At 72.0% G+C, this 22,935-nt stretch carries 17 protein-coding genes; 13 read left to right on the top strand and 4 right to left on the bottom strand.

Annotated elements, in window-relative coordinates:
• The first annotated feature begins 25 nt into the window (after positions 1 to 25).
• Positions 26 to 1,117 (top strand): oxidoreductase, encoded by a 1,092-nt coding sequence (locus HUT19_RS08545; protein WP_176179871.1) that lies wholly within the window; start codon positions 26 to 28, stop codon positions 1,115 to 1,117.
• Positions 1,118 to 1,171: 54 nt separating this feature from the next.
• On the opposite strand, the gene HUT19_RS08540 is transcribed toward HUT19_RS08545, so the two are convergent.
• A complete protein-coding gene (locus HUT19_RS08540; RefSeq protein ID WP_176179870.1) occupies positions 1,172 to 1,471 on the bottom strand; it encodes a YciI family protein in 300 nt (99 codons plus the stop codon).
• 27 nt (positions 1,472 to 1,498) lie between these two features.
• On the opposite strand from HUT19_RS08540, the gene HUT19_RS08535 reads away from it, so the two are divergent.
• A complete protein-coding gene (locus HUT19_RS08535; RefSeq protein WP_176179869.1) occupies positions 1,499 to 2,242 on the top strand; it encodes an endonuclease V in 744 nt (247 codons plus the stop codon).
• A 19-nt stretch (positions 2,243 to 2,261) separates the two neighbouring features.
• Here HUT19_RS08535 and HUT19_RS08530 read toward each other — a convergent pair whose 3' ends face one another.
• Complete coding sequence (locus tag HUT19_RS08530; RefSeq protein WP_176179868.1) at positions 2,262 to 2,792, bottom strand: DUF1203 domain-containing protein; 531 nt, start codon at positions 2,790 to 2,792, stop codon at positions 2,262 to 2,264.
• A 245-nt stretch (positions 2,793 to 3,037) separates the two neighbouring features.
• Here HUT19_RS08530 and HUT19_RS08525 point away from each other — a divergent pair, with 245 nt between their 5' ends.
• The 7 genes from HUT19_RS08525 to HUT19_RS08495 all read left to right on the top strand — a co-directional run bounded on the left by HUT19_RS08525 (position 3,038) and on the right by HUT19_RS08495 (position 11,845).
• Positions 3,038 to 3,976, top strand: coding sequence for a dihydrodipicolinate synthase family protein (locus HUT19_RS08525; protein ID WP_176179867.1), 939 nt, complete (start codon positions 3,038 to 3,040; stop codon positions 3,974 to 3,976).
• Entirely contained in the window at positions 3,973 to 5,427 is a 1,455-nt protein-coding gene (locus HUT19_RS08520; protein WP_176179866.1) for a sialate:H+ symport family MFS transporter, read from the top strand. Before HUT19_RS08525 ends, HUT19_RS08520 begins: the two co-directional genes overlap by 4 nt.
• Positions 5,428 to 5,494: 67 nt before the next feature.
• Complete coding sequence (locus HUT19_RS08515; protein WP_176186658.1) at positions 5,495 to 5,872, top strand: MmcQ/YjbR family DNA-binding protein; 378 nt, start codon at positions 5,495 to 5,497, stop codon at positions 5,870 to 5,872.
• 155 nt (positions 5,873 to 6,027) lie between these two features.
• Positions 6,028 to 7,197: a CaiB/BaiF CoA-transferase family protein gene (locus HUT19_RS08510; protein WP_176179865.1), complete on the top strand. Its 1,170-nt coding sequence runs from the start codon at positions 6,028 to 6,030 to the stop codon at positions 7,195 to 7,197.
• An 11-nt stretch (positions 7,198 to 7,208) separates the two neighbouring features.
• Positions 7,209 to 8,354, top strand: a complete 1,146-nt coding sequence (locus tag HUT19_RS08505) for an acyl-CoA dehydrogenase family protein (RefSeq protein WP_176186656.1) — start codon at positions 7,209 to 7,211, stop codon at positions 8,352 to 8,354.
• Positions 8,355 to 8,396: 42 nt separating this feature from the next.
• On the top strand, positions 8,397 to 9,611 hold the full coding sequence (locus HUT19_RS08500; protein WP_176179864.1) for an acetyl-CoA C-acetyltransferase: 1,215 nt from the start codon (positions 8,397 to 8,399) through the stop codon (positions 9,609 to 9,611).
• A 47-nt stretch (positions 9,612 to 9,658) separates the two neighbouring features.
• Entirely contained in the window at positions 9,659 to 11,845 is a 2,187-nt protein-coding gene (locus tag HUT19_RS08495) for a 3-hydroxyacyl-CoA dehydrogenase NAD-binding domain-containing protein (protein WP_176179863.1), read from the top strand.
• Between the two features lie 66 nt (positions 11,846 to 11,911).
• Here HUT19_RS08495 and HUT19_RS08490 read toward each other — a convergent pair whose 3' ends face one another.
• Complete coding sequence (locus HUT19_RS08490; RefSeq protein ID WP_176179862.1) at positions 11,912 to 12,682, bottom strand: MerR family transcriptional regulator; 771 nt, start codon at positions 12,680 to 12,682, stop codon at positions 11,912 to 11,914.
• 204 nt (positions 12,683 to 12,886) lie between these two features.
• Here HUT19_RS08490 and HUT19_RS08485 point away from each other — a divergent pair, with 204 nt between their 5' ends.
• A complete protein-coding gene (locus HUT19_RS08485) occupies positions 12,887 to 16,696 on the top strand; it encodes a glycoside hydrolase family 2 TIM barrel-domain containing protein (RefSeq protein ID WP_254885490.1) in 3,810 nt (1,269 codons plus the stop codon).
• Between the two features lie 55 nt (positions 16,697 to 16,751).
• Positions 16,752 to 17,609 carry an oxygenase MpaB family protein gene (locus HUT19_RS08480; RefSeq protein ID WP_176179861.1) on the top strand — a complete coding sequence of 286 codons (858 nt, stop codon included), beginning with the start codon at positions 16,752 to 16,754 and terminating at the stop codon, positions 17,607 to 17,609.
• Positions 17,610 to 17,645: 36 nt separating this feature from the next.
• On the opposite strand, the gene HUT19_RS08475 is transcribed toward HUT19_RS08480, so the two are convergent.
• A complete protein-coding gene (locus tag HUT19_RS08475) occupies positions 17,646 to 19,136 on the bottom strand; it encodes a M1 family metallopeptidase (protein ID WP_254885489.1) in 1,491 nt (496 codons plus the stop codon).
• 184 nt (positions 19,137 to 19,320) lie between these two features.
• On the opposite strand from HUT19_RS08475, the gene HUT19_RS08470 reads away from it, so the two are divergent.
• On the top strand, positions 19,321 to 21,312 hold the full coding sequence (locus HUT19_RS08470) for a Xaa-Pro dipeptidyl-peptidase (RefSeq protein ID WP_254885488.1): 1,992 nt from the start codon (positions 19,321 to 19,323) through the stop codon (positions 21,310 to 21,312).
• A 78-nt stretch (positions 21,313 to 21,390) separates the two neighbouring features.
• The gene (locus tag HUT19_RS08465; protein WP_176179860.1) at positions 21,391 to 22,713 is read left to right on the top strand and encodes a M14 family metallocarboxypeptidase; all 1,323 of its coding nucleotides are present in this window, start codon (positions 21,391 to 21,393) and stop codon (positions 22,711 to 22,713) included.
• Positions 22,714 to 22,935 lie beyond the last annotated feature (222 nt).

Below are 22,935 nucleotides of genomic sequence, written 5' to 3'. Positions count from 1 at the left end.
CCGCCCCATGAGGGCCATGGGGATCATGAGCATGATGAGACGTGCGGTGGCGGCCGGACTCTGCGGGGCGGCGCTCGCCGCCGTGACCACCGCGCCCGCCCACGCTCAACCGGCGGGCGCCGAGGGCCGGTTGGGGGTGTACTGGCGGCTCACGGAGAGCGGGGCCGACGCCCGGTTCCGCGGACTCGCCGCCGTCAGCCGGAACACGGCGTGGGTCGCGGGCACCAAGGGCACGGTGCTGCGGACGCACGACGGCGGGCGCAGTTGGCGCAATGTCTCCCCGCCCGGTGCGGAGGGGCTGGAGTTCCGCGATGTCGAGGCGTTCGACACCCGGCGTGCGGTGGTACTGGCGATCGGCGAGGGCGAGGCGTCCCGGGTCTTCCGCACCGACGACGGGGGCGCGACCTGGAGCGAGAGCTTCCGTAACGCCGATCCGCGCGCCTTCTACGACTGCATGACCTTCTTCGACTCCCGGCACGGGATCGCGCTGAGCGATCCGGTGGACGGGCGCTACCGGATCCTGTCGACCGGTGACGGCGGCCGCAGCTGGCGGGTCCTGCCCTCGGACGGTATGCCCGCCGCACAGCCGGGCGAGGCCGCGTTCGCGGCGAGCGGGCAGTGTCTGGTCGCCTCCGGTGGGCGCAACGCGTGGTTCGCCACCGGCGGGGCGGCCACCGCCCGGGTGTTCCGCACCGCCGACGCGGGCCGCACCTGGACGGTGGCCGAGACCCCGGTCCCCGCGGGCGATCCGGCGCGCGGGGTGTTCGCGCTCGCCTTCCGCGACGCCCGGCACGGCCTCGCCGTCGGCGGCGACTACCGGCCCGACCAGCCGTCCCCGCGCGCGGCGGCCGTCACCGGGGACGGCGGATCCCGCTGGACCACGGCGGACCGGCCGCCGGCCGCCTACCGCTCGGGTGTCAGCTGGCTGCCGTACAGCCGCCGGGCGGCCCTGGCCGTCGGCCCCACCGGCACGGACCTCACCACCGACGCGGGCCGCACCTGGCGCACGGTCGACACCGGCTCGTACGACACCGTCGACTGCACACCGGACCTCGGCTGCTGGGCCGCGGGGGAGAAGGGCCGGGTCGCCCGGCTGGGGACAACACCGGTGGGGTGACGAGACGGCCGCCGGACCCCGCCCCGTCACGGGGCCCGGCGGACAGCGGGGCGGTCAGCCGGCCGGCTGCTGGCGGTAGGGCTCCAGTGCCGGGGCCGTCTTGGTGGCGATGAACTCCGTGATCGTGTACTCGCCCACCCCCGCGAGCGAGAACGGATCGGACGTCACCAGTTCCTCGATCCCCGCGCGGTCGTCGCCGACCGCCAGGATGACCCCGCCCACGCGTGGCTCCTTGCGGCCGGAGGCGATGAAGACGCCCGCCGCGTACTGCTCGTCCAGCCAGGCGATGTGCTGGGGGAGCAGGGCCTCGACGCGGTCGAGCGGGGCGGTGTAGGTCACGTCCAGTATGAACATGATCGGGATAGTAGCGTGGTGCCCACGATGACCAGTGCCTACCCTCCCCACCCTGACCTGCCGCGTTATGAGCTGCCTGCCGACTGGCCCACGACCGGGGCCGAGGCGACCGCCGTTCAGCAGCGGCTCCGGGCGTCCGTCGTGACCGTCGGGGAGGTGCCCGCGCCCGGTGCGGGCGCGGGCCCGGTGGCCGGGGTGGACGTGGCCTACGACGACGAGCGCGGGGTGGTCGCGGCCGCCGCCGTGGCCCTGGACCCCCGCACCCTGGCGGTCGTCGGGGAGGCGACGGCGGTCGGACCGGTCACCTTCCCCTATGTGCCGGGACTGCTGGCGTTCCGTGAGATACCGGCCGTCCTGGAGGCGCTCGGCGCCCTCGACCGGGCCGGTCACCGTCCGGAGCTGGTGGTGTGCGACGGCTACGGACTGGCCCACCCCCGCCGCTTCGGGCTGGCCAGCCATCTGGGGGTGCTCACCGGGCTCCCGGTCATCGGCGTCGCCAAGAACCCCTTCACCTTCCGCCACACCGACCCCGGACCGCACCGCGGCGACTGGTCACCGCTGCTGGACGGGGACGAGGAGGTCGGCCGGGCGCTGCGCACCCGGGACGGGGTGAAGCCGGTGTTCGTCTCGGTCGGCCACCGGGTCGACCTCGACGGCGCCTGCGCCCACACCCTCCACCTCGCCCGCGACTACCGGCAGCCCGAGACCACCCGGCGCGCCGACGCGCTGTGCCGCCGGGCGCTGGCCGGCGCACGGGCCCCGCGCACCTAGCCGCGGGCGCGCCCGGTCGTCACAGGCGCCGGGTCTCGGCCAGGAAGCAGCCGTACTCCACGCCGCGCACATGGACCGCCGCCACCCGCGGATCGCGGTAGAGCCGGTCGAGCCCCTCCTCGATCGTCGGTGTGCCGCCGTCCAGCAGCAGTCCGCCCAGGATGGAGCCGTCGGCGGAGTAGGCCCGCAGCACCCGCCGCTCGCCGCGGAGGCCGTCGGGAACGCCGGGGCCCGTGAAGCCGTCGCACTCCTCGCGGTGGATGAAGACCGGACCGGTCTCGTCGTACGGGCCCGGATCGGCGCCGGAGTCCAGTGCCCAGCGCAGAAGCGGGGCGTACGAGATGAGCACGATGGTCTCGTGCGGTCTGCTGCGGCCCAGGCAGCAGCGCAGCGGTGAGTCGCCGTTCTCGTCCTCCACCACGACGCGGGGCGGACGGTCCGCGTCGTCGGTGATCCGCAGCCGCTTCAGTGCCTCGGGCGCGATGGCCCGCAGCTCGTACCGCGTCTCGTGCCCCGGGGTGTGCCTCTCGGGCGTGTTGTTGTCGTTCATATGTCTCATGCTGGGCGGGGAACGCGGCCGGGGCTGGCGGTATTCGGACGCCGCGCTGGGGGCCGGGTGGCTCCGGCCGACGGAGTACTTGACAGCGGTGTCGGCGCTGAGCGAGATTCAGCCCCGACATAGGACGTCCCACGTCCCTATTGCCCGCTATTTCGGCGGTTGTGGCGGGGCGTCAGGTGTCGCATCGGCCATCCGTCCGGGCCCCAGGCCGCCCGCGTTCAGAAAGCTGGGTTGTGATGAGTCTTCCGGCTCCGCTCACCGGTGTCGTTCCGCCGCTGTGCACCCCGCTCACCCCCACCGGCGCGATCGACACCCGCTCCCTGGCCGCCCTCGCCGAGCGGCTGATCGGCGCGGGGGTGAGCGCGCTGTTCGCGCTCGGCTCCAGCGGTGAGGCCGCCTATCTGGACGACCGCGCGCGCCGCACCGTCCTGGAGACGGTGATCGGGGTGGCGCGCGGTCAGGTGCCGGTGCTCGCCGGTGCGATCGACATGACCACGGCACGGGTGCTGGACCAGGCCCGGACCGCCGCCGGGCTGGGCGCGGACGGGATCGTGGCCACCGCGCCGTTCTACACCCGCACCCATCCGGTGGAGATCGCCGACCACTTCCGGCGGCTGCGCGACGGTGCCGGGCTGCCGCTCTTCGCGTACGACATCCCGGTCTCGGTCCACGCCAAGCTGACCGCCGGGACCGTTCTGCCGCTGGCCGCCGACGGCACCCTCGCCGGGCTCAAGGACAGCAGCGGTGACGACGGTGCGCTGCGCCGGCTGCTCGTGGAGGTGCGCCGCCGCGGGCTGGACGCGGAGTTCTCCGTGCTCACCGGGTCCGAGCTGACCGTGGACGGCGCCCTGCTGGCCGGTGCCCACGGGGTGGTCCCGGGGCTGGCCAACGTCGACCCGGACGGCTACGTCCGGCTGTACGGGTACGCCCGCGCCGGGCGCTGGGACCGGGCCGCGGCCGAACAGGACCGGCTGGCCGCGCTCTTCGCCCTCACCGATGCCGGTGATCCGGCGCTGATGGGCGGAAGTTCATCGGCGCTGGGAGGTTTCAAGGCCGCGCTGCATCTGATGGGCGTCATCGACTGCCCGGCGACCGTCGCGCCCCAGGTGCCGCTGGGCGACGCGGCCGTCAAGACCGTGCGTCATGTCCTCGAGGAAGGGGGGCTGTTGCCATGACCGCCACCGGACCCTGGTACCGGGAGGTCTCCCGTGGCCAGTGGAAGTCCCTGGCCGCCGCCTGGATCGGCTATCTGCTGGACGGCTTCGACTTCGTCCTGATCACCCTCGTACTGACCGAGATCGCCGAGGAGTTCGACCTCAGCACGGCGTCCGCGGCGAGCCTGGTCTCCGGTGCCTTCATCACCCGCTGGCTCGGCGGTGCGCTGCTGGGCGCGATGGGCGACCGCTACGGCCGCAAACCGGCCATGATCGCCAGCATTCTGCTCTACTCGCTGGGCACCTTCGCCTGTGGCTTCGCCTGGAACTACTTCAGCCTCTTCACCGCCCGGCTGCTGATTGGCATGGGCATGGCTGGTGAGTACAGTGCCAGCGCCACCTACGTCCTGGAGAGCTGGCCCGCCCGGCTGCGCAACCGCGCCTCCGGCTTTCTCATCTCCGGCTACGCGGGCGGCACCATCCTCGCCTCCGAGCTCTACAAGTGGGTGGTACCGCACTGGGGCTGGCGCTGGATGTTCTGGATCGGCGTACTGCCGGTGTTCGTCGCGCTGTGGGTACGGCGCGCCCTCCCCGAGGCCGCGGACTGGCGCCAGGACGTGGCGGCGGACGACGCGCGCCCCAACCCCTTCGCCCCGCTGTTCACCGGCCGGTGGCGCGCCTGGGCCAACACCGCCCTGGCGGCGGCCGCGAGCGCCGCGCTGTTCTGCGTCTTCACCCCGGTGGGCGCCGGGTGGCGCTGGCCGCTGTCGCTGCTGGCGACGGGGTGTCTGCTGGCCTTCGCCGCGCAGCTCGGCGGACGGCGCGGCCGGCTGCTGTACACGGCGCTGGTGGCCACGGTGTTCTGCGCGTTCCTCTACAGCTGGCCGATCCAGGCGCTGCTGCCGACCTATCTGAAGTCGGAGCTGGGTTACGCGCCCGACGAGGTCACGGACGTGATGTTCTACGCCGGGTTCGGGACCATGGCGGGCTGCTGGCTCGCGGGCTTCGTGGGCGACTGGCTGGGCACCCGGAAGGCCTATGCCTGCACCCTGCTGGCCTCGCTGGCCTTCGTCTTCCCGGTGTTCGCGGTGCAGGACAGTCTGGTCGGCCTCGGCGTGCTGCTGTTCTTCCTGCTCGCCCTGAGCCAGGGGATCTCCGGCATCCTGCCCAAGTACATCGCGGGCCACTTCCCGACCCGGACCCGGGCCGCCTCCCTCGGGTTCGTCTACAACACCGGGGCGCTGGGCGGCGCGGTGGCCCCGGTGCTCGGCGCCGATCTGGCCGAGGGGATGCCGCTGGGGCGGGCGCTGGCGGTGCTCACCTTCGGGCTGACACTGGTGGTGATCGTCCTGGTGGGTGCCGATGTGCCACGGCGGCTGGGGCGGCTCACCGATCCGTCGGGCGGCGCGGACCACCTCGTGCCCGAGCGGCCGTTGTCGGTGCCGGGGGCTAGCGTGGAGAAGACCGGTTAGGGACGCGGGGTCGCGTCCCTCCGGTCACTTCATGACAGCCGTGGACCGCACACCGCAGGAGGAGCCGATGGCCGCGTCGAAGGACCCGCGCCGGGTACGGGACGCGGTGCGCGCGTTCGCGCTCGGCCTCCCCGGCGCCTGGGAGGACTTCCCCTGGGGCGACTCCGTGGTCAAGGTCAACAAGAAGATCTTCGTTTTCCTCGGCTCGGACGACGGCGACCGTACGCCCGGTGTCACCGTCAAGCTGCGGGACGAGGCGGCCCACGCCCATGCGATGTCCCAGCCCGGCGCCGCCCCGACCGGCTACGGCCTCGGCCGGTCCGGGTGGGTGTCCATACCGCTCGCCGACGGCGCGCCCGGGGCCGACCTGCTGTGCGACTGGGTCGAGGAGAGCTATCGGGCGGTCGCTCCCAAGCGGCTGATCGCGGAGCTCGACGCGGACTGACGGCGCCAGGGACCCATCCGTGGGCCCGTCGGTCAAGGACCGGCGGGGCCACGGCCTTTCGCTGTCCGCCGCCCGGCCAGGGGGCTTGTGGAATACGGCACGTCTTCTTAGCATCAGCGGTGTTACAGCAAAATTGTCATAAGGTTTGGGGTCGGATGGTGGCGACAGAGGACGTGGCGGAGACGGGCGGCCCGCTGTCCGGGGTGCGGGTGGTGGAGCTGGCGGGGATCGGGCCGGGCCCGTTCGCGGCCATGGTCCTCGCCGACCTCGGCGCCGATGTCCTCCGGGTGGACCGGCCGGGCGGCACCGGCGGTCTGCGGATCGACCCCGACTACGACATCGCCAACCGCAACAAACGCTCCGTGCTGCTCGATCTGAAGTCCGACGCCGGCCGGGCCGCCGTGCTCGACCTCGCCGAGCGCGCCGACATCCTCATCGAAGGCTACCGCCCGGGGGTCGCCGAACGGCTCGGGGTGGGGCCGGAAGCGTGTCTGGCGCGCAATCCGAAGCTGGTCTACGGGCGGATGACCGGCTGGGGCCAGGACGGGCCGCTCGCCCGGACCGCCGGGCACGACATCGGCTACATCGCCGTCGCCGGAGCGCTCGGCATGATCGGCGCTGCCGACGGTCCGCCGGTGGCCCCCGCCAACCTCCTCGGGGACTACGCGGGCGGTTCGCTCTACCTCGTCATCGGTGCCCTCGCCGCCCTCCAGCACGCCCGCGCGGGCGGCCCCGGCCAGGTCGTGGACGCCGCGATCGTGGACGGCACCGCCCATCTCACCGCCGTGATCCACGGCATGATGGCCGCCGGGGGCTGGCAGGACCGCCGCGGCGCCAACCTCCTCGACGGCGGTTGCCCGTTCTACGGCACCTACCAGACCTCCGACGGCGGATACATGGCCGTCGGCGCCCTGGAGCGGAAGTTCTACGACGAGTTCACCGAGCGGCTCGGGATCGCCGACCAGGCCCCGCCCCGTGAGGACTTCGACGGCTGGGGGAGGCTGCGCGCCGCCATCGCCGCCCGTTTCAAGGAGCGCACCCGCGAGGAGTGGACGGCGGTGTTCGAGGGCTCCGACGCCTGTGTCGCACCCGTCCTGTCGCTGCACGAGGCCCCCGCACACCCCCATCTCGCCGCCCGTTCCACCTTCACCGACCACAGCGGCATCACCCAGCCCGCGCCCGCCCCGCGCTTCTCCGCCACCCCCGGCGCGGTGCGCCGTGCGCCCGCGCGCCCCGGCGCGGACGCCGCCGAGGTGGCCCGCGACTGGGGCATCGCCTTCCCGCGGGACTCCACCGAGACCGCCACCGAGGAGAACCCGTCGTGAGCCGCACGCCCCTGACGCGCCAGATCTTCACCGCCGAGCACGACGCGTTCCGCGAGACCGTCCGCACCTTCATCGAGAAGGAGGTGACCCCGCGTCACGAGCGCTGGGAGCAGGACGGTGTGGTCGACCGCGCGGTGTGGCGCGCGGCCGGACGGCAGGGGCTGCTCGGCCTCGCGATGCCCGAGGAGTTCGGCGGCGGCGGGAGCGACGACTACCGCTACTCCGCGGTGATCTCCGAGGAGCTGGCCCGCGCGGGCGCCTCCGGATTCGCGATCCCGCTGCACAACGACATGATCGGCCCGTACCTGCGGTCACTGGCCACCGAGGAGCAGAAGCGCCGCTGGCTGCCCGGCTTCTGCTCGGGCGAGCTCATCACCGCCATCGCCATGACCGAGCCGGGCGCGGGCTCCGACCTCCAGGGAATCCGCACCACCGCCACCGACGCGGGTGACCACTGGGTGCTCAACGGGTCCAAGACCTTCATCTCCAACGGCATCCTGGCCGATCTGGTGATCGTGGTCGCCCGGACCACTCCCGAGGGCGGCGCCAAGGGGCTGAGCCTGCTCGTCGTCGAGCGCGGTACGGAGGGCTTCGAGCGCGGCCGCAACCTCGACAAGATCGGCCAGAAGGCGCAGGACACCGCCGAGTTGTTCTTCAACGACGTCCGGGTGCCGAAGAACAACCTGCTGGGCGAGTTGAACGGCGGCTTCGGCCATCTGATGACCAACCTCGCCCAGGAGCGGCTGACCATCGCGGTCTCCGCCATCGCCGCCGCCGAACACGTCCTGGAGCTCACCACGGCGTACGTCAAGGAGCGCGAGGCGTTCGGACGGCCGCTCGCGGGGCTCCAGCACATCCGCTTCGAGATAGCCGAGATGGCCACCGAGTGCGCCGTCACCCGCGCCTTCCTGGACCGCTGCATCACCGACCACACGGCGGGCGGGCTGGACGCCGTGCAGGCGTCCATGGCCAAGTGGTGGGCGACCGAGCTCCAGAAGCGGATCGCCGACCGGTGTCTCCAACTGCACGGCGGCTACGGCTACATGACGGAGTACCCGGTGTCCAAGGCGTTCACCGACGGCCGGATCCAGACGATCTACGGCGGCACCACCGAGATCATGAAGGAGATCATCAGCCGCTCCGTGCTCGCCGACTGAGCTCCCCGCCTTCAACCCGCACCCCCTCGAAAGGCTGCTGACGTGAGCACCGAAGCGTACGTGTACGACGCCATCCGCACCCCGCGCGGGCGCGGCAAGGCCGACGGCGCCCTGCACGGCACCAAGCCCGTCGACCTCGTCGTGGGTCTCATCCACGAGATCCGGCGGCGGTTCCCCGACCTCGACCCGGCGGCCGTCGACGACGTCGTGCTCGGCGTGGTCAGCCCGCTCGGCGACCAGGGATCGGACATCGCCAAGGTCGCGGCCATCGCGGCCGGGCTGCCGGACACGGTCGCGGGCGTCCAGGAGAACCGCTTCTGTGCCTCCGGTCTGGAGGCCGTCAACATGGCGGCGGCCAAGGTCCGTTCGGGCTGGGAGGACCTGGTGCTCGCGGGCGGCGTGGAGTCGATGTCGCGGGTGAAGATGGGCTCCGACGGCGGCGCCTGGTTCGCCGACCCGATGACCAACTACGAGACCGGCTTCGTCCCCCAGGGCATCGGCGCCGACCTCATCGCCACCATCGGCGGCTGGAGCCGCCACGACGTGGACACCTTCGCCGCGCTCTCCCAGGAGCGCGCGGCACGGGCCTGGAAGGACGGTCTGTTCGACCGCTCGGTGGTCCCGGTCCGCGACCGCAGCGGGCTGACCGTCCTGGACCGGGACGAGCACCTCCGCCCCGGCACCACCCCCGAGACCCTGGCCGGGCTCAAGCCCTCGTTCGCGGCCATCGGCGAGGCGGGCGGCTTCGACGCGGTGGCGCTCCAGAAGTACCACTGGATCGAGGCCATCGACCATGTCCACCACGCGGGCAACTCCTCCGGCATCGTGGACGGGGCGGCCCTGGTGGCCATCGGCAACCGCGAGGTCGGCGAGCGCCACGGGCTGACCCCGCGCGCCCGGATCGTCTCCGCCGCCGTCTCCGGCGCCGACCCCACCATCATGCTCACCGGCCCGGCGCCCGCCTCCCGCAAGGCGCTCGCCAAGGCCGGGCTGACCATCGACGACATCGATCTGGTCGAGATCAACGAGGCGTTCGCCGCGGTGGTGCTGCGCTTCGTACAGGACATGGGGCTCAGCCTGGACAAGGTCAACGTCAACGGCGGCGCGATCGCACTGGGCCACCCCCTCGGGGCGACCGGTGCGATGCTCCTCGGCACCCTGATCGACGAGCTGGAGCGGCGCGAGCAGCGCTACGGACTGGCCACGCTGTGCGTGGGAGGCGGTATGGGCATCGCCACGGTGGTCGAACGCCTCTGACCACCCCCGACCCCGACCGACCTCCCTTCCCCCTTGGAGACCGTGCCATGACCGAGACCACCACCGCCTCGACCATCCGCTGGGAGCGGGGCGACGACGGCGTCGTCACCCTCGTCCTCGACGACCCCGACCAGTCCGCCAACACCATGAACGCCGCGTTCATCGCCTCCCTCGACGCGGTCGCCGACCGCGCCGAGGCCGAGCGGGAGTCCATCCGCGGCATCGTCATCACCTCCGCCAAGAAGAGCTTCTTCGCGGGCGGCGATCTCAAGGACATGATCCAGGCCGGGCCCGAGCACGCCCAGCAGATGTTCGAGGCGAATCTGCGCATCAAGCGGGGTCTGCGCCGACTGGAGACCCTCGGCAAGCCCCTCGTCGCCGCGATCAACGGCTCGGCGCTCGGCGGCGGTCTGGAGATCGCCCTCGCCTGCCACCACCGTGTCGCCCTCGACGCCCCCGGCTCCCGGATCGGCTTCCCCGAGGTCACCCTGGGCCTGCTGCCGGGCAGTGGCGGTGTCGCCCGCACCGTCCGGCTGCTCGGGGTCACCGACGCACTGCTCAAGGTGCTGCTCCAGGGCCAGCGTTACGCGCCCGGGCGTGCCCTGGAAACGGGTCTGGTGCACGAGGTGGTGGACACCCCGGCGGAGATGCTCACCCGGGCGCGGGCGTTCATCGACGCCCACCCCGAGTCGATCCAGCCCTGGGACGAGAAGGGCCACCGGATCCCGGGCGGCACCCCGGCCGATCCGAAGTTCGCGGTCAACCTGCCCGCCTTCCCCGCCAATCTGCGCAAGCAGCTGGGCGGCGCCCCCTACCCGGCGCCGCGCAACATCCTCGCCGCCGCCGTCGAGGGCTCGCAGGTCGACTTCGAGACCGCGCAGGTCATCGAGGCCCGCTACTTCACCGAGCTGGTGATCGGCCAGACCGCCAAGAACATGATCCAGGCGTTCTTCTTCGATCTCCAGGCGGTCAACTCCGGTGCCAACCGGCCGCAGGGCATCGAGCCCCAGCAGGTCCGCAAGGTCGCCGTGCTGGGCGCCGGGATGATGGGCGCGGGCATCGCCTACGCCTGCGCCAAGGCGGGCATCGAGGTCGTGCTCAAGGACCTGTCCACGGAGGCCGCCGCCAAGGGCAAGGCGTACTCCGAAGGCCTGTTGGCCAAGGCGCTCACCAAGGGCCGCACCACCGAGGCCGAGCGGGACGCACTGCTGGCCCGGATCACCCCGACCGGCGATGTGAACGACCTCGAGGGCTGTGACGCGGTCATCGAGGCGGTCTTCGAGGACCCGGCGCTCAAGCACAAGGTCTTCCAGGAGATCGAGGGCGTGGTGGCGCCGGACGCGCTGCTGTGCTCCAACACCTCCACCCTCCCCATCACCCTGCTCGCCGAGGGGGTGCAGCGCGTGGACGACTTCATCGGGCTGCACTTCTTCTCGCCGGTGGACAAGATGCCGCTGGTCGAGATCATCAAGGGTGAGCGGACCGGCGACAAGGCGCTGGCCCGCGCCTTCGACCTGGTGCGCCAGATCAACAAGACCCCCATCGTGGTCAATGACTCGCGCGGCTTCTTCACCTCGCGCGTCATCGGCCACTTCATCAACGAGGGCGTGGCGATGGTGGGGGAGGGCATCGACCCGGCCTCCGTCGAGCAGGCCGCCGCCCAGGCCGGTTACCCGGCCAAGGTGCTGTCCCTGATGGACGAGCTGACCCTGACCCTGCCGCGCAGGATCCGCGAGGAGACCCGGCGGGCCACCGAGGAGGCGGGCGGCACCTGGCAGCCGCATCCGGCCGACACGGTCATCGACCGCATGGTCGAGGAGTTCGGACGCCCCGGCCGCAGCGGTGGGGCGGGCTTCTACGACTACGACGCGGCCACCGGCAAGCGCGCCGCGCTGTGGCCGGGGCTGCGCGAGCACTTCGGCGGCGGCGAGGACACCCGCATCCCCCTGACGGACATGATGGAGCGGATGCTCTTCTGCGAGGCCATCGACACCGTGCGGCTGCTGGAGGAGGGGGTGCTGACCTCGGTCGCCGACGCCAACATCGGATCGATCCTCGGCATCGGCTTCCCCGGCTGGACCGGCGGTGTGCTCCAGTACATCAACGGCTACGCGGGCGGTGTCGCCGGATTCGTGGCGCGGGCCCGGGAGTTGGCGGCGGCCTACGGCGAGCGGTTCGCACCGCCCGCACTGCTGGTGGAGAAGGCCGAGCGGGGAGAGCGGTTCACGGACTGACCACCGCCGCGGGATGACCACGACCGCCGGTGGACCGGGGCAGTCCCGGTCCACCGGCGGTCGTCGTCAGCCCTCGTCCGCGGATGTGTCGCGCTCCGCAAGGTCCTGCCCGTACCAGGCGCGCAGCTCCTGCTTCATCGACCGCTGGAAGGCGATCACCAGCGCCTGCACCACCAGCGGCTGCATATGGGCCGACAGCGACTTCTTCGCCTTCACCCGCTCCGGACCGGCCTCCGACTCCCGGTCCCGCCGCGGCCCCCACACCTCGTCGCGGAACAGCCGCCCCAGCTCCCGCGCCACGGAGCGGGTGTGGTCCACCACCACGGCGTGGGCCGCCAGTATCGTCTCCAGCTCGATCGGCACGTCCAGCAGCCGCATCCCCAGGTCCAGCACCCGCGGATCGATCCGGAAGACGTCCGGGTCCCCGGTGCGCTCCAGGGCGTCGAGCGCGGCCAGCCGGTCGATGTCCTCCTCCGTCAACTCCCGCCCCGCCCGCCGGGACAGCTCCGCACGGCTGGTCTCCTCGGAGGTGTCCGGGGCCCAGGAGGCCACCATGGCGCGGTGGATGGCCAGATCGTCGGGGCTGATGTCCGCCGGGAGCCGGCTGAGATAGCGCTCGATGGCGGCCAGCGTCATCCCGTGGTGCTGGAGCTCCTCGATTAGCGCGAGCCGCGCGAGGTGCTCGGCGCCGTAGCGGCCGACCCGGCGGGGCCCGATCACCGGCGGTGGCAGCAGTCCGCGGGTGCCGTAGAAGCGGACCGTACGGACGGTCACCCCGGCACGCGCCGCCAGTTCGTCGACGGTGAGAGTCGGTTCCTCGGTGTCGGGGGTGGTCATCGGGCCGCGCCTCGCTCTCCGGTGTGCTGCTGCTCCATCGGGTTCATCAGTATTGCTGTCTCATCACCACTGTGAAACCTCCTGCCCCAACCTGGCCACCAGAGGCCGCTGTGAGAACGGTTGACGCCCTGGGGGTCCATCAATACTGTGCGACCTCGTTCATCTCTGTTGAATTTCTTCCGGATCTGTGAGGTGAAGTGGGAATTGAGCAGGAGATACGGCAGGCCCGGCAGCGGACCCCGCGGCCCGGTCCGACGGCTGATCGCGGTGGTGCTCGCGATGACCACTGCCGTCGGCCTCGGACTCACGGCGGCGGACACCGCCACCGGCCGGGCATCCGACGCCGACGGCCTCCCCGCGGATGTGCACAGCTATCTCGAGGACCCCGAGCGCACCGGCGAGGGCCAGGAACCCCCGCACGCCCGGCTCCGCCCCGACGGCCCCGACCGGGAGGCATGGGAGCGCAGCCTCGACGGCCGGTGGCGGTTCGCCCTCGCCGACCGCCCCGAGGACGCCCCGCGCGGCTTCTGGAAGGAGGACTACAACACCGCCACCTCCGGCTGGAAGAGCGTCCGGGTCCCGCACACCTGGCAGACCGACGACCTCGACCATCCGCTGTTCCGCAACGTCCAGAGCGAGATGGTCCCCGACGCCCCGCCGAAGGTGCCGCGTGACCTCAACCCCACCGGGGCGTACGTCCGCACCGTCGAGGTGCCCCGGGACTGGGACGGCCGCCGCCAGGTGATCCGCTTCGACGGGGTCACCTCCGGCTGGTTCCTGTGGATCAACGGCCGGTACGTCGGCTACGACCAGGGCGGCTACGTCCCCGCCGAGTTCGACGTCACCGACTATCTGCACCCCGGCACCAACCGGGTCGCCCTCCAGGTGCACCGCTGGAGCGCCGGGTCCTATCTGGAGGACTACGACCAGTGGCGCTACGCGGGCATCTTCCGCTCCGTGACGCTGTACTCCACGCCCACCACCTGGATGCGGGACGCGTACGTCACCACCGACCTCGACGACTCCTACCGGGACGCCACCCTGCGCACCCAGGTGGACATCGCGCGCACCCCGGGCGACACCAGCGGCCCGCACCGGGTCACCGGAGTGCTCTACGACCCCGAGGGGCGCGAGGTGAAGCGGCTGAGCGCCGAGGAGCACAACGGCACGGCGGAACTGACCGGGAAGGTCACCGACCCCGCCAAGTGGTCCGACGAGACACCCGACCTCTACGCGCTGGTGCTCACCCTGCGCGACCCCGGCGGCAAGGCCGTCCAGACCGTCCGCCAGAGCGTCGGCTTCCGTGAGATCGAGGTCAAGGACAAGCTGCTGAAGCTCAACGGCAAACGCGTCCTGATCCGGGGCGTCAACCGCGCCGAGACCGACCCGGCCACCGGACGGCACGCCACCCGCGCCCGGATGGAACAGGACATCCGGCTGATGAAGCGGCTGAACGTCAACGCCATCCGCACCTCCCACTACCCCTCGGACCCCTATCTCTACGAACTCGCCGACCGCGAGGGCATCCTGATCGACGACGAAATGGAGATCGAGACCCACAGCCACGAGAGCTGTCCGAGGGACTGTCTCGCCGAGCGCCCCGAGTGGCGGAAGGCGTTCCTCGACCGCCACCGGGGCATGGTGGAGCGCGACAAGAACCACCCCAGCGTCATCCTGTGGGACACCGGCAACGAGGCCGGGCTCGGCAAGGCCCACTTCGCCATGGCCGAGTGGACCAAGCAGCGTGAGCCCACCCGTCCGCTCTACCACCAGTCCAACTGGCCCGACGGCGACGCCCCGTTCGCCGATGTGGCCGGACCCCGCTATCCGACCCCGGCCTCCCTGGAGTCCAAGGCCAAGAGCTTCACCAAGCCCATCGTGATGGGTGAGTACGCCCACGCCATGGGCAACAGCCTCGGCAACTTCCGGGAGTTCTGGGAGGTCATGCGGTCCCAGCCGCGCGCCCAGGGCGGGTTCATCTGGGACTGGGCCGAGCAGAACATCCGTCGTCCGCTCATCACCACCCCCGACTCCTCCGGCAACGGCGTCGCCGCAAGCCTGTCCGGCAAACCGGAGGTCGTCGACGGCAAGAGCGGCAAGGCGCTGTATCTGTCCGGCCTGGACGACTTCGTCGAGGTCTACCGCGATCCGAGCCTGGACCTCACCGGCACCGCCGTCACCCTCGACGCCCAGGTCAAGCCCGCCGCCCCCTGGACCGGCGACTTCACCATCGTCAGCAAGGGCGACCAGTACGTGCTGCGGATGAAGGACGAGGACACCCTGGAGTTCACCATCACCAGCCAGGGCGGACCCCGCACCGTCACCGCCCACGTCCCCGAGGGCTGGACCGGCGCCTGGCACCGGGTCACCGGCACCTACGACGGCACCGCCCTGCGGCTGTTCGCGGACGGCAAACAGCTCGCCGAGACCGCCTGGAGCGGCCGGATCGACTACACCGGCTTCGATCTCGGCGTCGGCCGCAACAACGACGCCATGGAGGACGGCTGGACCGGACGCACCGCCAAGGGCACCATCGACCGGGTCCGGGTCTACGACACGGCGCTCGGCGCGGACCGGCTGGCCGAGGACGAGGACCCCGAGCGGGACGCCCTGATCGCCCTGGACTTCGACGAGTTCACCCGCGAGGGCAGCTATCTCTCCTACGGGCTCTACGAGTCCGGGGTGGACGGACTGGTCACCGCCGACCGCACACCGGAACCGGAGACCGCGCAGCTCGCCTGGGTGCAGGCGCCGATCCGGATCACCGCACCGTCCGGTGACGGGCCGCGTGCGGGCAAGGTCACGGTCACCAACGAGCGCGCGTTCACGGGGACGTCGGATCTGAAGCTGCGCTGGAAGGTGACCGAGGGCGCGAAGACCGTCGCCGGCGGCACCCGCGCCCTGGACGTCGGCCCCGGAGCCGCCGAGGACATCCAGCTCCCGGCACCGCCCGCCAACCCCGGCGGCTACGAGCGCCATCTCATCGTGCAGGCCGTCACCGCCCGCACCACCGACTGGGCGAAGGCCGGGCATGTGGTGTCCTTCGGCCAGTTCGCGGTCGGCGGCGACACGGTGCCCGAACCCGCAGCCCGCCCCGGCGGCGGCCCGGCCAGGGCCACCGAGAGCGGCGACACCGTCCGCGTCACCGGCGACGGCTTCCGCTACACCTTCGACCGGAAGAAGGGAACCCTGACCTCGATGCGCGCGGACGGCCGCGAACTGCTGCGGTCCGGGCCCGAACTGGACGCCTGGCGCGCCCCGATCAGCAACGAGCGCTCCGACTGGGGCACCGCCGAGGGCAAACGCTGGCGCACCCTGGGTCTGGACCGGCTGCGCACCACCGTGGACGGGGTGGCGGTGACACCCGGCGACGACGGCACGGTCACCGTCTCCGTCCGTTCCACCGCCGCCGCCCCCGATGTCACCGGCGCGTCCTTCGGCCAGACCGTGGCGTACCGGGTCGACGGGGCCGGGCAGGTGCGGATCCGGCACCAGGTCGAGGCGCGCGGTGACTTCCGCACCCTGTCCTATCTGCCGCGGATCGGCCTCAAACTGCGCGTGCCCCAGCGGTACAGCACCTTCCGCTGGTACGGCCGCGGCCCCGTGGAGAACGTCAACGACCGCAAGGACGGCACTCCCATGGGGGTGTGGTCCTCCCCGGTGAGGGACCAGTACGTGGAGTATCTGAAGCCGCAGGACCACGGCAACCACGACGATGTGCGCTGGGCGTCGCTGACCGACGGCCGCCGGCGCGGCCTGCTGGTCTCCGGTGACCTCCAGGCGGGCGCCACCGCGTACGACCAGCTCGACCGGGCCGCCTATCCGCACTTCCTCAAGCGCAACGACGGCTGGAACACCCTGCACGCCGACCACGCGGTCACCGGGGTGGGCGACACTCCCAACCCGGTCCGCGACCAGTACCGGGTACGGGCCGACCGGGCCTACGACTACACCCTGACCCTGCGCCCGCTCGGCCCCGGCACGACGGCGCATACTGGAAGGAGCAGCGACTAGACCCATCCGCGCGGGCCGGGCGCGCCCGGCCCGCCCGTAGCCCGTACCGGTTCCGATGAACGAGCACGGCCCCCACCCCACCGGCATGGACCAGCGGCCGCCACCCCCCGGCGGCATCCTGTGGTCCATCGCGGGGGAGGTGCGCAGTGTGCTCGCCCTCCCGGCCGCGATGACCATGCAGGTGGCGCATCCGGCGGTCGGGGCGGGTGTGGACCAGCACTCCGTCTTCCGCACCGATCCGTGGGGGCGCGGTGAGCGCTCCCTGCGCTCGGTGCAGCTGTGGGTCTACGGCGGGGACCGGGCCGCGGCGGAGGGCCGCAGACTGCGCGCCCTCCACCGCGGTGTCCACGGCGTGGCCGCCGACGGCCGCCCGTACCACGCGCTCGATCCCGAGCTCTACCGCTGGGTGCACGCCACCGGCTATCCGGTCTATCTGCGGGCCCAGCGCTATCTGGGCGCCCGTCCCTTCACCGTCGCCGAGGAGCGCGCGCTGTACGCCGAGTGGCTCCGCGTCGGACGGGTGCTGGGCCTCGCCGAGGACGAACTGCCGGGCAGCGTCGAGGAGTTCTGGCCGTACTACCGGGCGGTGGTGCGCGAGCGGCTGGAGCCCACACCCGTCGCCCGTGAACTGGCCGCCCGCGACGTACCCGTCCCGGCCCCAGGGCCGCTGCCGCTGCGGCTCCTCTGGCCGGGCCTGCGCCCGCTGTTCACCCGGTTCCGCGCCTTCCTCGTCGCGGGGCTGATGCCGCCGGACGCCCGGGAGGCCATCGGCCTGGAGTGGACGGCCGCGCAGGAGCGCAGGCTGCGCTGGTTCGGCCGGGTGGTGCGGGTGGTCGTGCCGCTGCTGCCGGAGCGGCTGCGCTATCTGCCGGTCGCGCGCCAGGCGCGGGCCCGTGCGCGCCGGGCGGGCTGAGGTCCTCCGCCCGCCAGGCGCGCACCGTGGCCGGTGTCAGTGCCGGTGGGCGCTGTGCGTGGCCTGGATCCGGTCCCACGACCTGGGCTTCGCCACGGCCTTGGCGGGGCTCACCGCCGCCGCCCGCGCCGCCGAGGCGGCGGGCTTGGACGGGGTGTACAGCCAGGTGTCGAAGAGCTGGTTCAGCGGATCGCCGGACACCTTCTCGGCGAAGGTCACGAAGTCCCGCACCGAGGCGTTGCCGTACCGGTTCTTCGCCGTCCAGCCCTTGAGGATGGCGAAGAAGTCCTTGTCGCCGACCTTGTTGCGCAGCGCCTGGAGGGCCAGCGCGCCCCGGTCGTAGACCGCGTCGTGGAACTGGTTCTGCGGGCCCGGGTCGGCGGGCTTGACCGTCCAGAACGGGTCGTCCGCCGGGTAGGAGGCGTAGGTGTAGTCCGCCAGTTCCTGCGCGGTGCCCTCGCCCTCCTTCTCCGACCACAGCCACTGGGCGTAGGAGGCGAACCCCTCGTTGAGCCAGATGTCCCGCCAGTCCTTCAGCGAGACGCTGTCGCCGAACCACTGGTGGGCCAGCTCATGGACGACCACCGAGGTGTTCGCGCCCCGGGAGAACTGCCGGGGGCTGTAGAACGGCCGGGTCTGGGTCTCCAGCGCGTACCCGGTGGGCACGTTCGGCACATAGCCGCCCAGTGCCTCGAACGGGTACGGGCCGAAGACCGTGGACTCCCAGTCCACGATCTCCGCCGAGCGCTCCACGCTCGCCCGCACCGCGCCCGCGTTGTCGCCGAGGTCCTTGCTGTACGCGTTGATGACCGGCAGGCCGCCCGCGGTGGTGTCCTTGGTGATGTCGAACTTCCCGACCGCCAGCGTGGTCAGATAGGTGGCCTGCGGCTTGCTGGAGCGCCAGTTGTACCGGGTCCAGCCCAGCCGGGAACCGGTCGACTGGAGGGTGCCGTTGCTGATCGCCTGCGTCCCGTCCGGGACCGCCACCGACACGTCGTACGTGGCCTTGTCCAGCGGATGGTCATTGCTGGGGTACCACCACCACGCCGACTCCGGCTCATTGGCCGCCACCGCCCCGTCGGGGGTGCGCAGCCAGGCGGTGAACCCGCTCGCCTGCACCTTCGACGGGGTGCCGTGGTAGCGCACCACCACGGTGAAGGGGCGGCCCTTGTCCAGCGGCGCGGCCGGGGTGATCTCCAGCTCGTGGTCGCCGGTCCTGGTGAACGCCGCCTTCTTCCCGCCCACCAGCACCTCGCTCACATCGAGCGCGAAGTCCAGGTTGAAGCGCGACAGATCCTGGGCGGCGGTGGCCAGGACCGTCGTGGTGCCGTCCAGCCGGTCCGTCGTCGGCTGGTACTTCAGCCGCAGGTCGTAGTGGGAGACGTCGTACCCGCCGTTGCCGTACGACGGGTAGTAGGAATCCCCGAGGCCGGGGGCGCCCGGGGTGGCATCGGCCGCCGAGGCCGGGATCGCCAGCAACAGGCAGGCCGCGACAGCGCCCGGGACGAGGAGTCTGTGGTGACGCACGAGTCCTCCAACTCGTAGGGGAGAACGATCACTCGCGACTCTATGTACTCCCGGTGGGTTCCGCCCGTCCATCCCGCCGCCTGACATGTAATCGACATCCGGCCGATACGGCACCGGCTGAGGAACCCTCAGTTCCGGTGCGCGCCTCTTCTGCCCGGGAGTTGACTCGCGCTACCGTCCGGCCGTGCTGCTACCGAGGCGGAAATCCCGCATCCACCGGACCACACTGATCCTTTCGTCGGTCACCGCACTGCTGGCCGCCGCCGTCACCCTGCTGCCCCCGCTGGGCACCCAGGCCGCCCACGCGGCCCCCGCCGGCGTCCGGGAGAGCGGACCCGTCTACTCCTACGAGCACGCCATACGTGAATCCGTATGGGTGGACACTGGAGTCGACGACGACGCGGACGGCAGGACCGACCGCGTCGCCGTCGACATCGTGCGGCCGCGTGAACCCGCTCAGGCGGGCCACCGCATCCCCGTCATCATGGACGCCAGTCCGTACTACGCCTGCTGCGGACGCGGCAACGAGAGCCAGACCAAGACCTATGACGCGGCCGGGAAACCCGTCCGGTTCCCGCTCTTCTACGACAACTACTTCGTGCCGCGCGGCTACGCCACCGTCCTGGTCGACCTGGCCGGGACCAGCCGCTCCGACGGCTGTGTGGACATCGGCGGCCGGTCCGACATCCAGTCCGCCAAGTCCGTCGTCGACTGGCTGGGCGGCCGGGCCCGCGGATACGACGCCCCCAGCGGCGGCAGAGCCGTCACGGCGAGCTGGTCCAACGGCGCCACCGGCATGATCGGCAAGAGTTACGACGGCACGGTGGCCAACGGAGTGGCCGCCACCGGCGTCAAGGGGCTCAAGACCATCGTGCCCATCGGCGCCATCTCCTCCTGGTACGACTACTACTTCGCGCGCGGAGCGCCGCTCTTCGACTCCGGCCCCGACGCCCTCGCCGACGCCATCGAGAGCGACGCCGCACACGGCCGCTGCGCCGCCGTCCAGAAGCGGCTGGTCGAGGGAGCGCCGCGGACCGGCGACTGGACCGGGCTGTGGAGCGCCCGTGACTATGTGCCGGACGCCCGCAAGGTGCGCGCCAGCGTCTTCGCCGTTCACGGGATGCAGGACCTCAATGTCCGCACCAAGCACCTCGGACAGTGGTGGAACGCGCTCTCCCGCGCGGGTGTCGAGCGCAAGATCTGGCTCTCCCAGACAGGACACGTCGACCCGTTCGACTTCCGGCGCGGCGCATGGGTGCGCACCCTGCACCGCTGGTTCGACCACTACCTCCTCGGCATCGACAACGGCATCGAGCGTGAACCGGGAGCCGATGTCGAACGCGCCCCCGATCAGTGGTCCACCGACCGCGTCTGGCCCCCGTCCGGCACCCGGTGGACCACGCTGCGCCCGCGCGGCGGCGACACCCCCGGAATCGGTGTCCTCGGCACCCGGCGGGCCGCGCCCGGTACGACCGAGACCTTCACCGACAACCCCGCACTGAGCGAGGCCGACTGGGCGGCGCACCTCGGACAGTCCACCCCGGACAAGGCGGGCTTCACCACCGGTCCGCTGACCGAGCCGCTGCGGCTGTCCGGTTCGGGCACGGTGACCGTCACCGCCACCCCCTCCACCACCAGCGCACATCTGTCCGCTGTCCTGGTCGACGTCGGCCCGGCCACCATCCGCGACTACACCGGCGACGGCGAGGGCATCGTCACCCACGATAGGCGCACCTGCTGGGGGAGCAGCACGGCGGGCGACAGCGCCTGCTTCAAGGAGACCGCCGCCGATCCGGCCCGGGTCGACCACACGGTCATCAGCCGCGGCTGGGCCGACCTCGGCACCTACGCGGACGACGGCAAGGGCCGCCCGCTGACCCCGGGGCAGCGCTACACCCTCACCCTCGACCTCGCCGCCACCGACCACATCGTCCCGGCCGGACACCGGCTCGCCCTCGTCATCGCCGGAACCGACGCGGGCCTCATCGAACCGCCGGACACCACCCCGCGGCTGACGCTCGATCTGCCCCGCACCTCGGCCCGGCTGCCCCTGGTCGGCGGGGCGCCGAAAACCGCCACCGGTGCCCCGTCCGCCGGACCGCTGAAGAAGGGCGTCGCAGAGCCGGACCCGGGACGGCAGGGCGACCGGCTGCCCGCAGCGCGCACCACCGGCTGAACCCCGCCCCACGCGGTGCCCGGCATCCGCCGGGCACCGCGTTCCCACCACCCCCAGGCTGCCGAGGAGGCACCGCTCATGCCCTCGTCCCCCGTTGTGCTGCGTGCCGCGATCTGCGGAACCATGGGTGCGGTCCTGACCGGATCCGTACTCACCTCCCCCGCACAGGCACAGGCTCCCCCTCCCCGCACAGGATTCGAGACCAGCAACGGCGCCCGCTGGACCTCCGAGGCGGAGGAAACGGAGTTCCTGGCCACGGTCGACCGGGCGAGCCCCCGCGTCGCCGTCGACCGGATCGGCACCACCGCCCAGGGCCGCCCGCTGCGCCTGGTCCGGATCGGGGCGACCACCGCGCCCGCGGACCCCGCCCACGCCGCCCGCAACACGATGCTGCTCATCTGCTCCCAGCACGGCGACGAGCCCTCGGGCCGCGAGGCCTGTCTGTCCACGATCCGCCGCTTCGCCTACGCCAAGGACTCCGCGACCCGCCGCTTCCTGGAGCGCACCGATGTCCTGGTGGTGCCCACCGCCAACCCGGACGGCCGCCAGGCCGACACCCGCACCAACTCCCAGAACATCGACATCAACCGTGACCACATCGAGCTGAAGACGGCCGAGGCCGGGGCCATGGCGGCCGTGATCCGCGACTGGACCCCCGACACCGTCTACGACCTGCACGAATACACCCCCACCGTGCCGTACTACATGAAGGACGTACTCACCCTGTGGCCGCGTAACCTCAACACCGCGGACGCCGTGCACAACGAGGGCCGGACCCTGTCCAACTCCTACGTCCGGGCCAGTGCCGAGGCCGCGGGCCACCCCGCCGGGGACTACGGCATATGGACCGACCCGGAGACCGGCGAACCCATCAAGCAGACCGCCGGAGACGGCCAGGAGCGGATCCTGCGCAACACCCTCGGGGTCAAGAACTCCGTGGGGCTGCTGGTGGAGACCCGCGCCGAGGCCATCACCGACGAGGAGCGGGCCGATCCCGCGCTCAACAACCGGCGGCGGGTCGACTCCCATCTCGCTTCCCTGGACGGCGCGTTCGACTACGTGAAGGAGCGGCGCGGCCGGATCGAGGCCGCCACCACGGCCGCTCGCCTCGCCGGATACGCCGACCGCGGTCCGGTGTACCTGGGCGGCGCCGACAACGACCCGGCCGAGGAGAACGAGATACTCCAGGACCCGCCGTGCGGCTACCGGCTGGACGCCGCGCAGTACGGCGAGGTCAAGGACGAACTGGCGCTGCACGGAGTGCGGGTCCGCCGCGACTCCGGCCCCGTCGGCGGGGTGCTCGTACCGCTGCGCCAGTCCGCGCGTGCGCTGGTGCCGCTGCTGCTGGACGAACGCGCCGCGTACCACCTCACCACGGGGCGGCCCGCGGACGACTGCTGACCGCCCGGAGATTCCCCCCATCGCCGCTGCGGTGCCCTGGCCGATCCGTCGAGGAAATCCATGAAACGGAATCCAGCAGACGGGATCCAATAGACGGAACCCAGCAGACGGGATCCAGCAGACGGGATCTGGAAAACCTGCGCTGACCTGCCGATACGGGACATAGCGCCGCCACGGAAAAGGGCATGCGTCCCCGGCTGCTGGGTAGCGGAAAGTCGTTGA

This window comes from Streptomyces sp. NA02950, assembly GCF_013364155.1.
Classification (GTDB): domain Bacteria; phylum Actinomycetota; class Actinomycetes; order Streptomycetales; family Streptomycetaceae; genus Streptomyces.
This window is presented reverse-complemented; position numbering and strand designations above follow the sequence as displayed.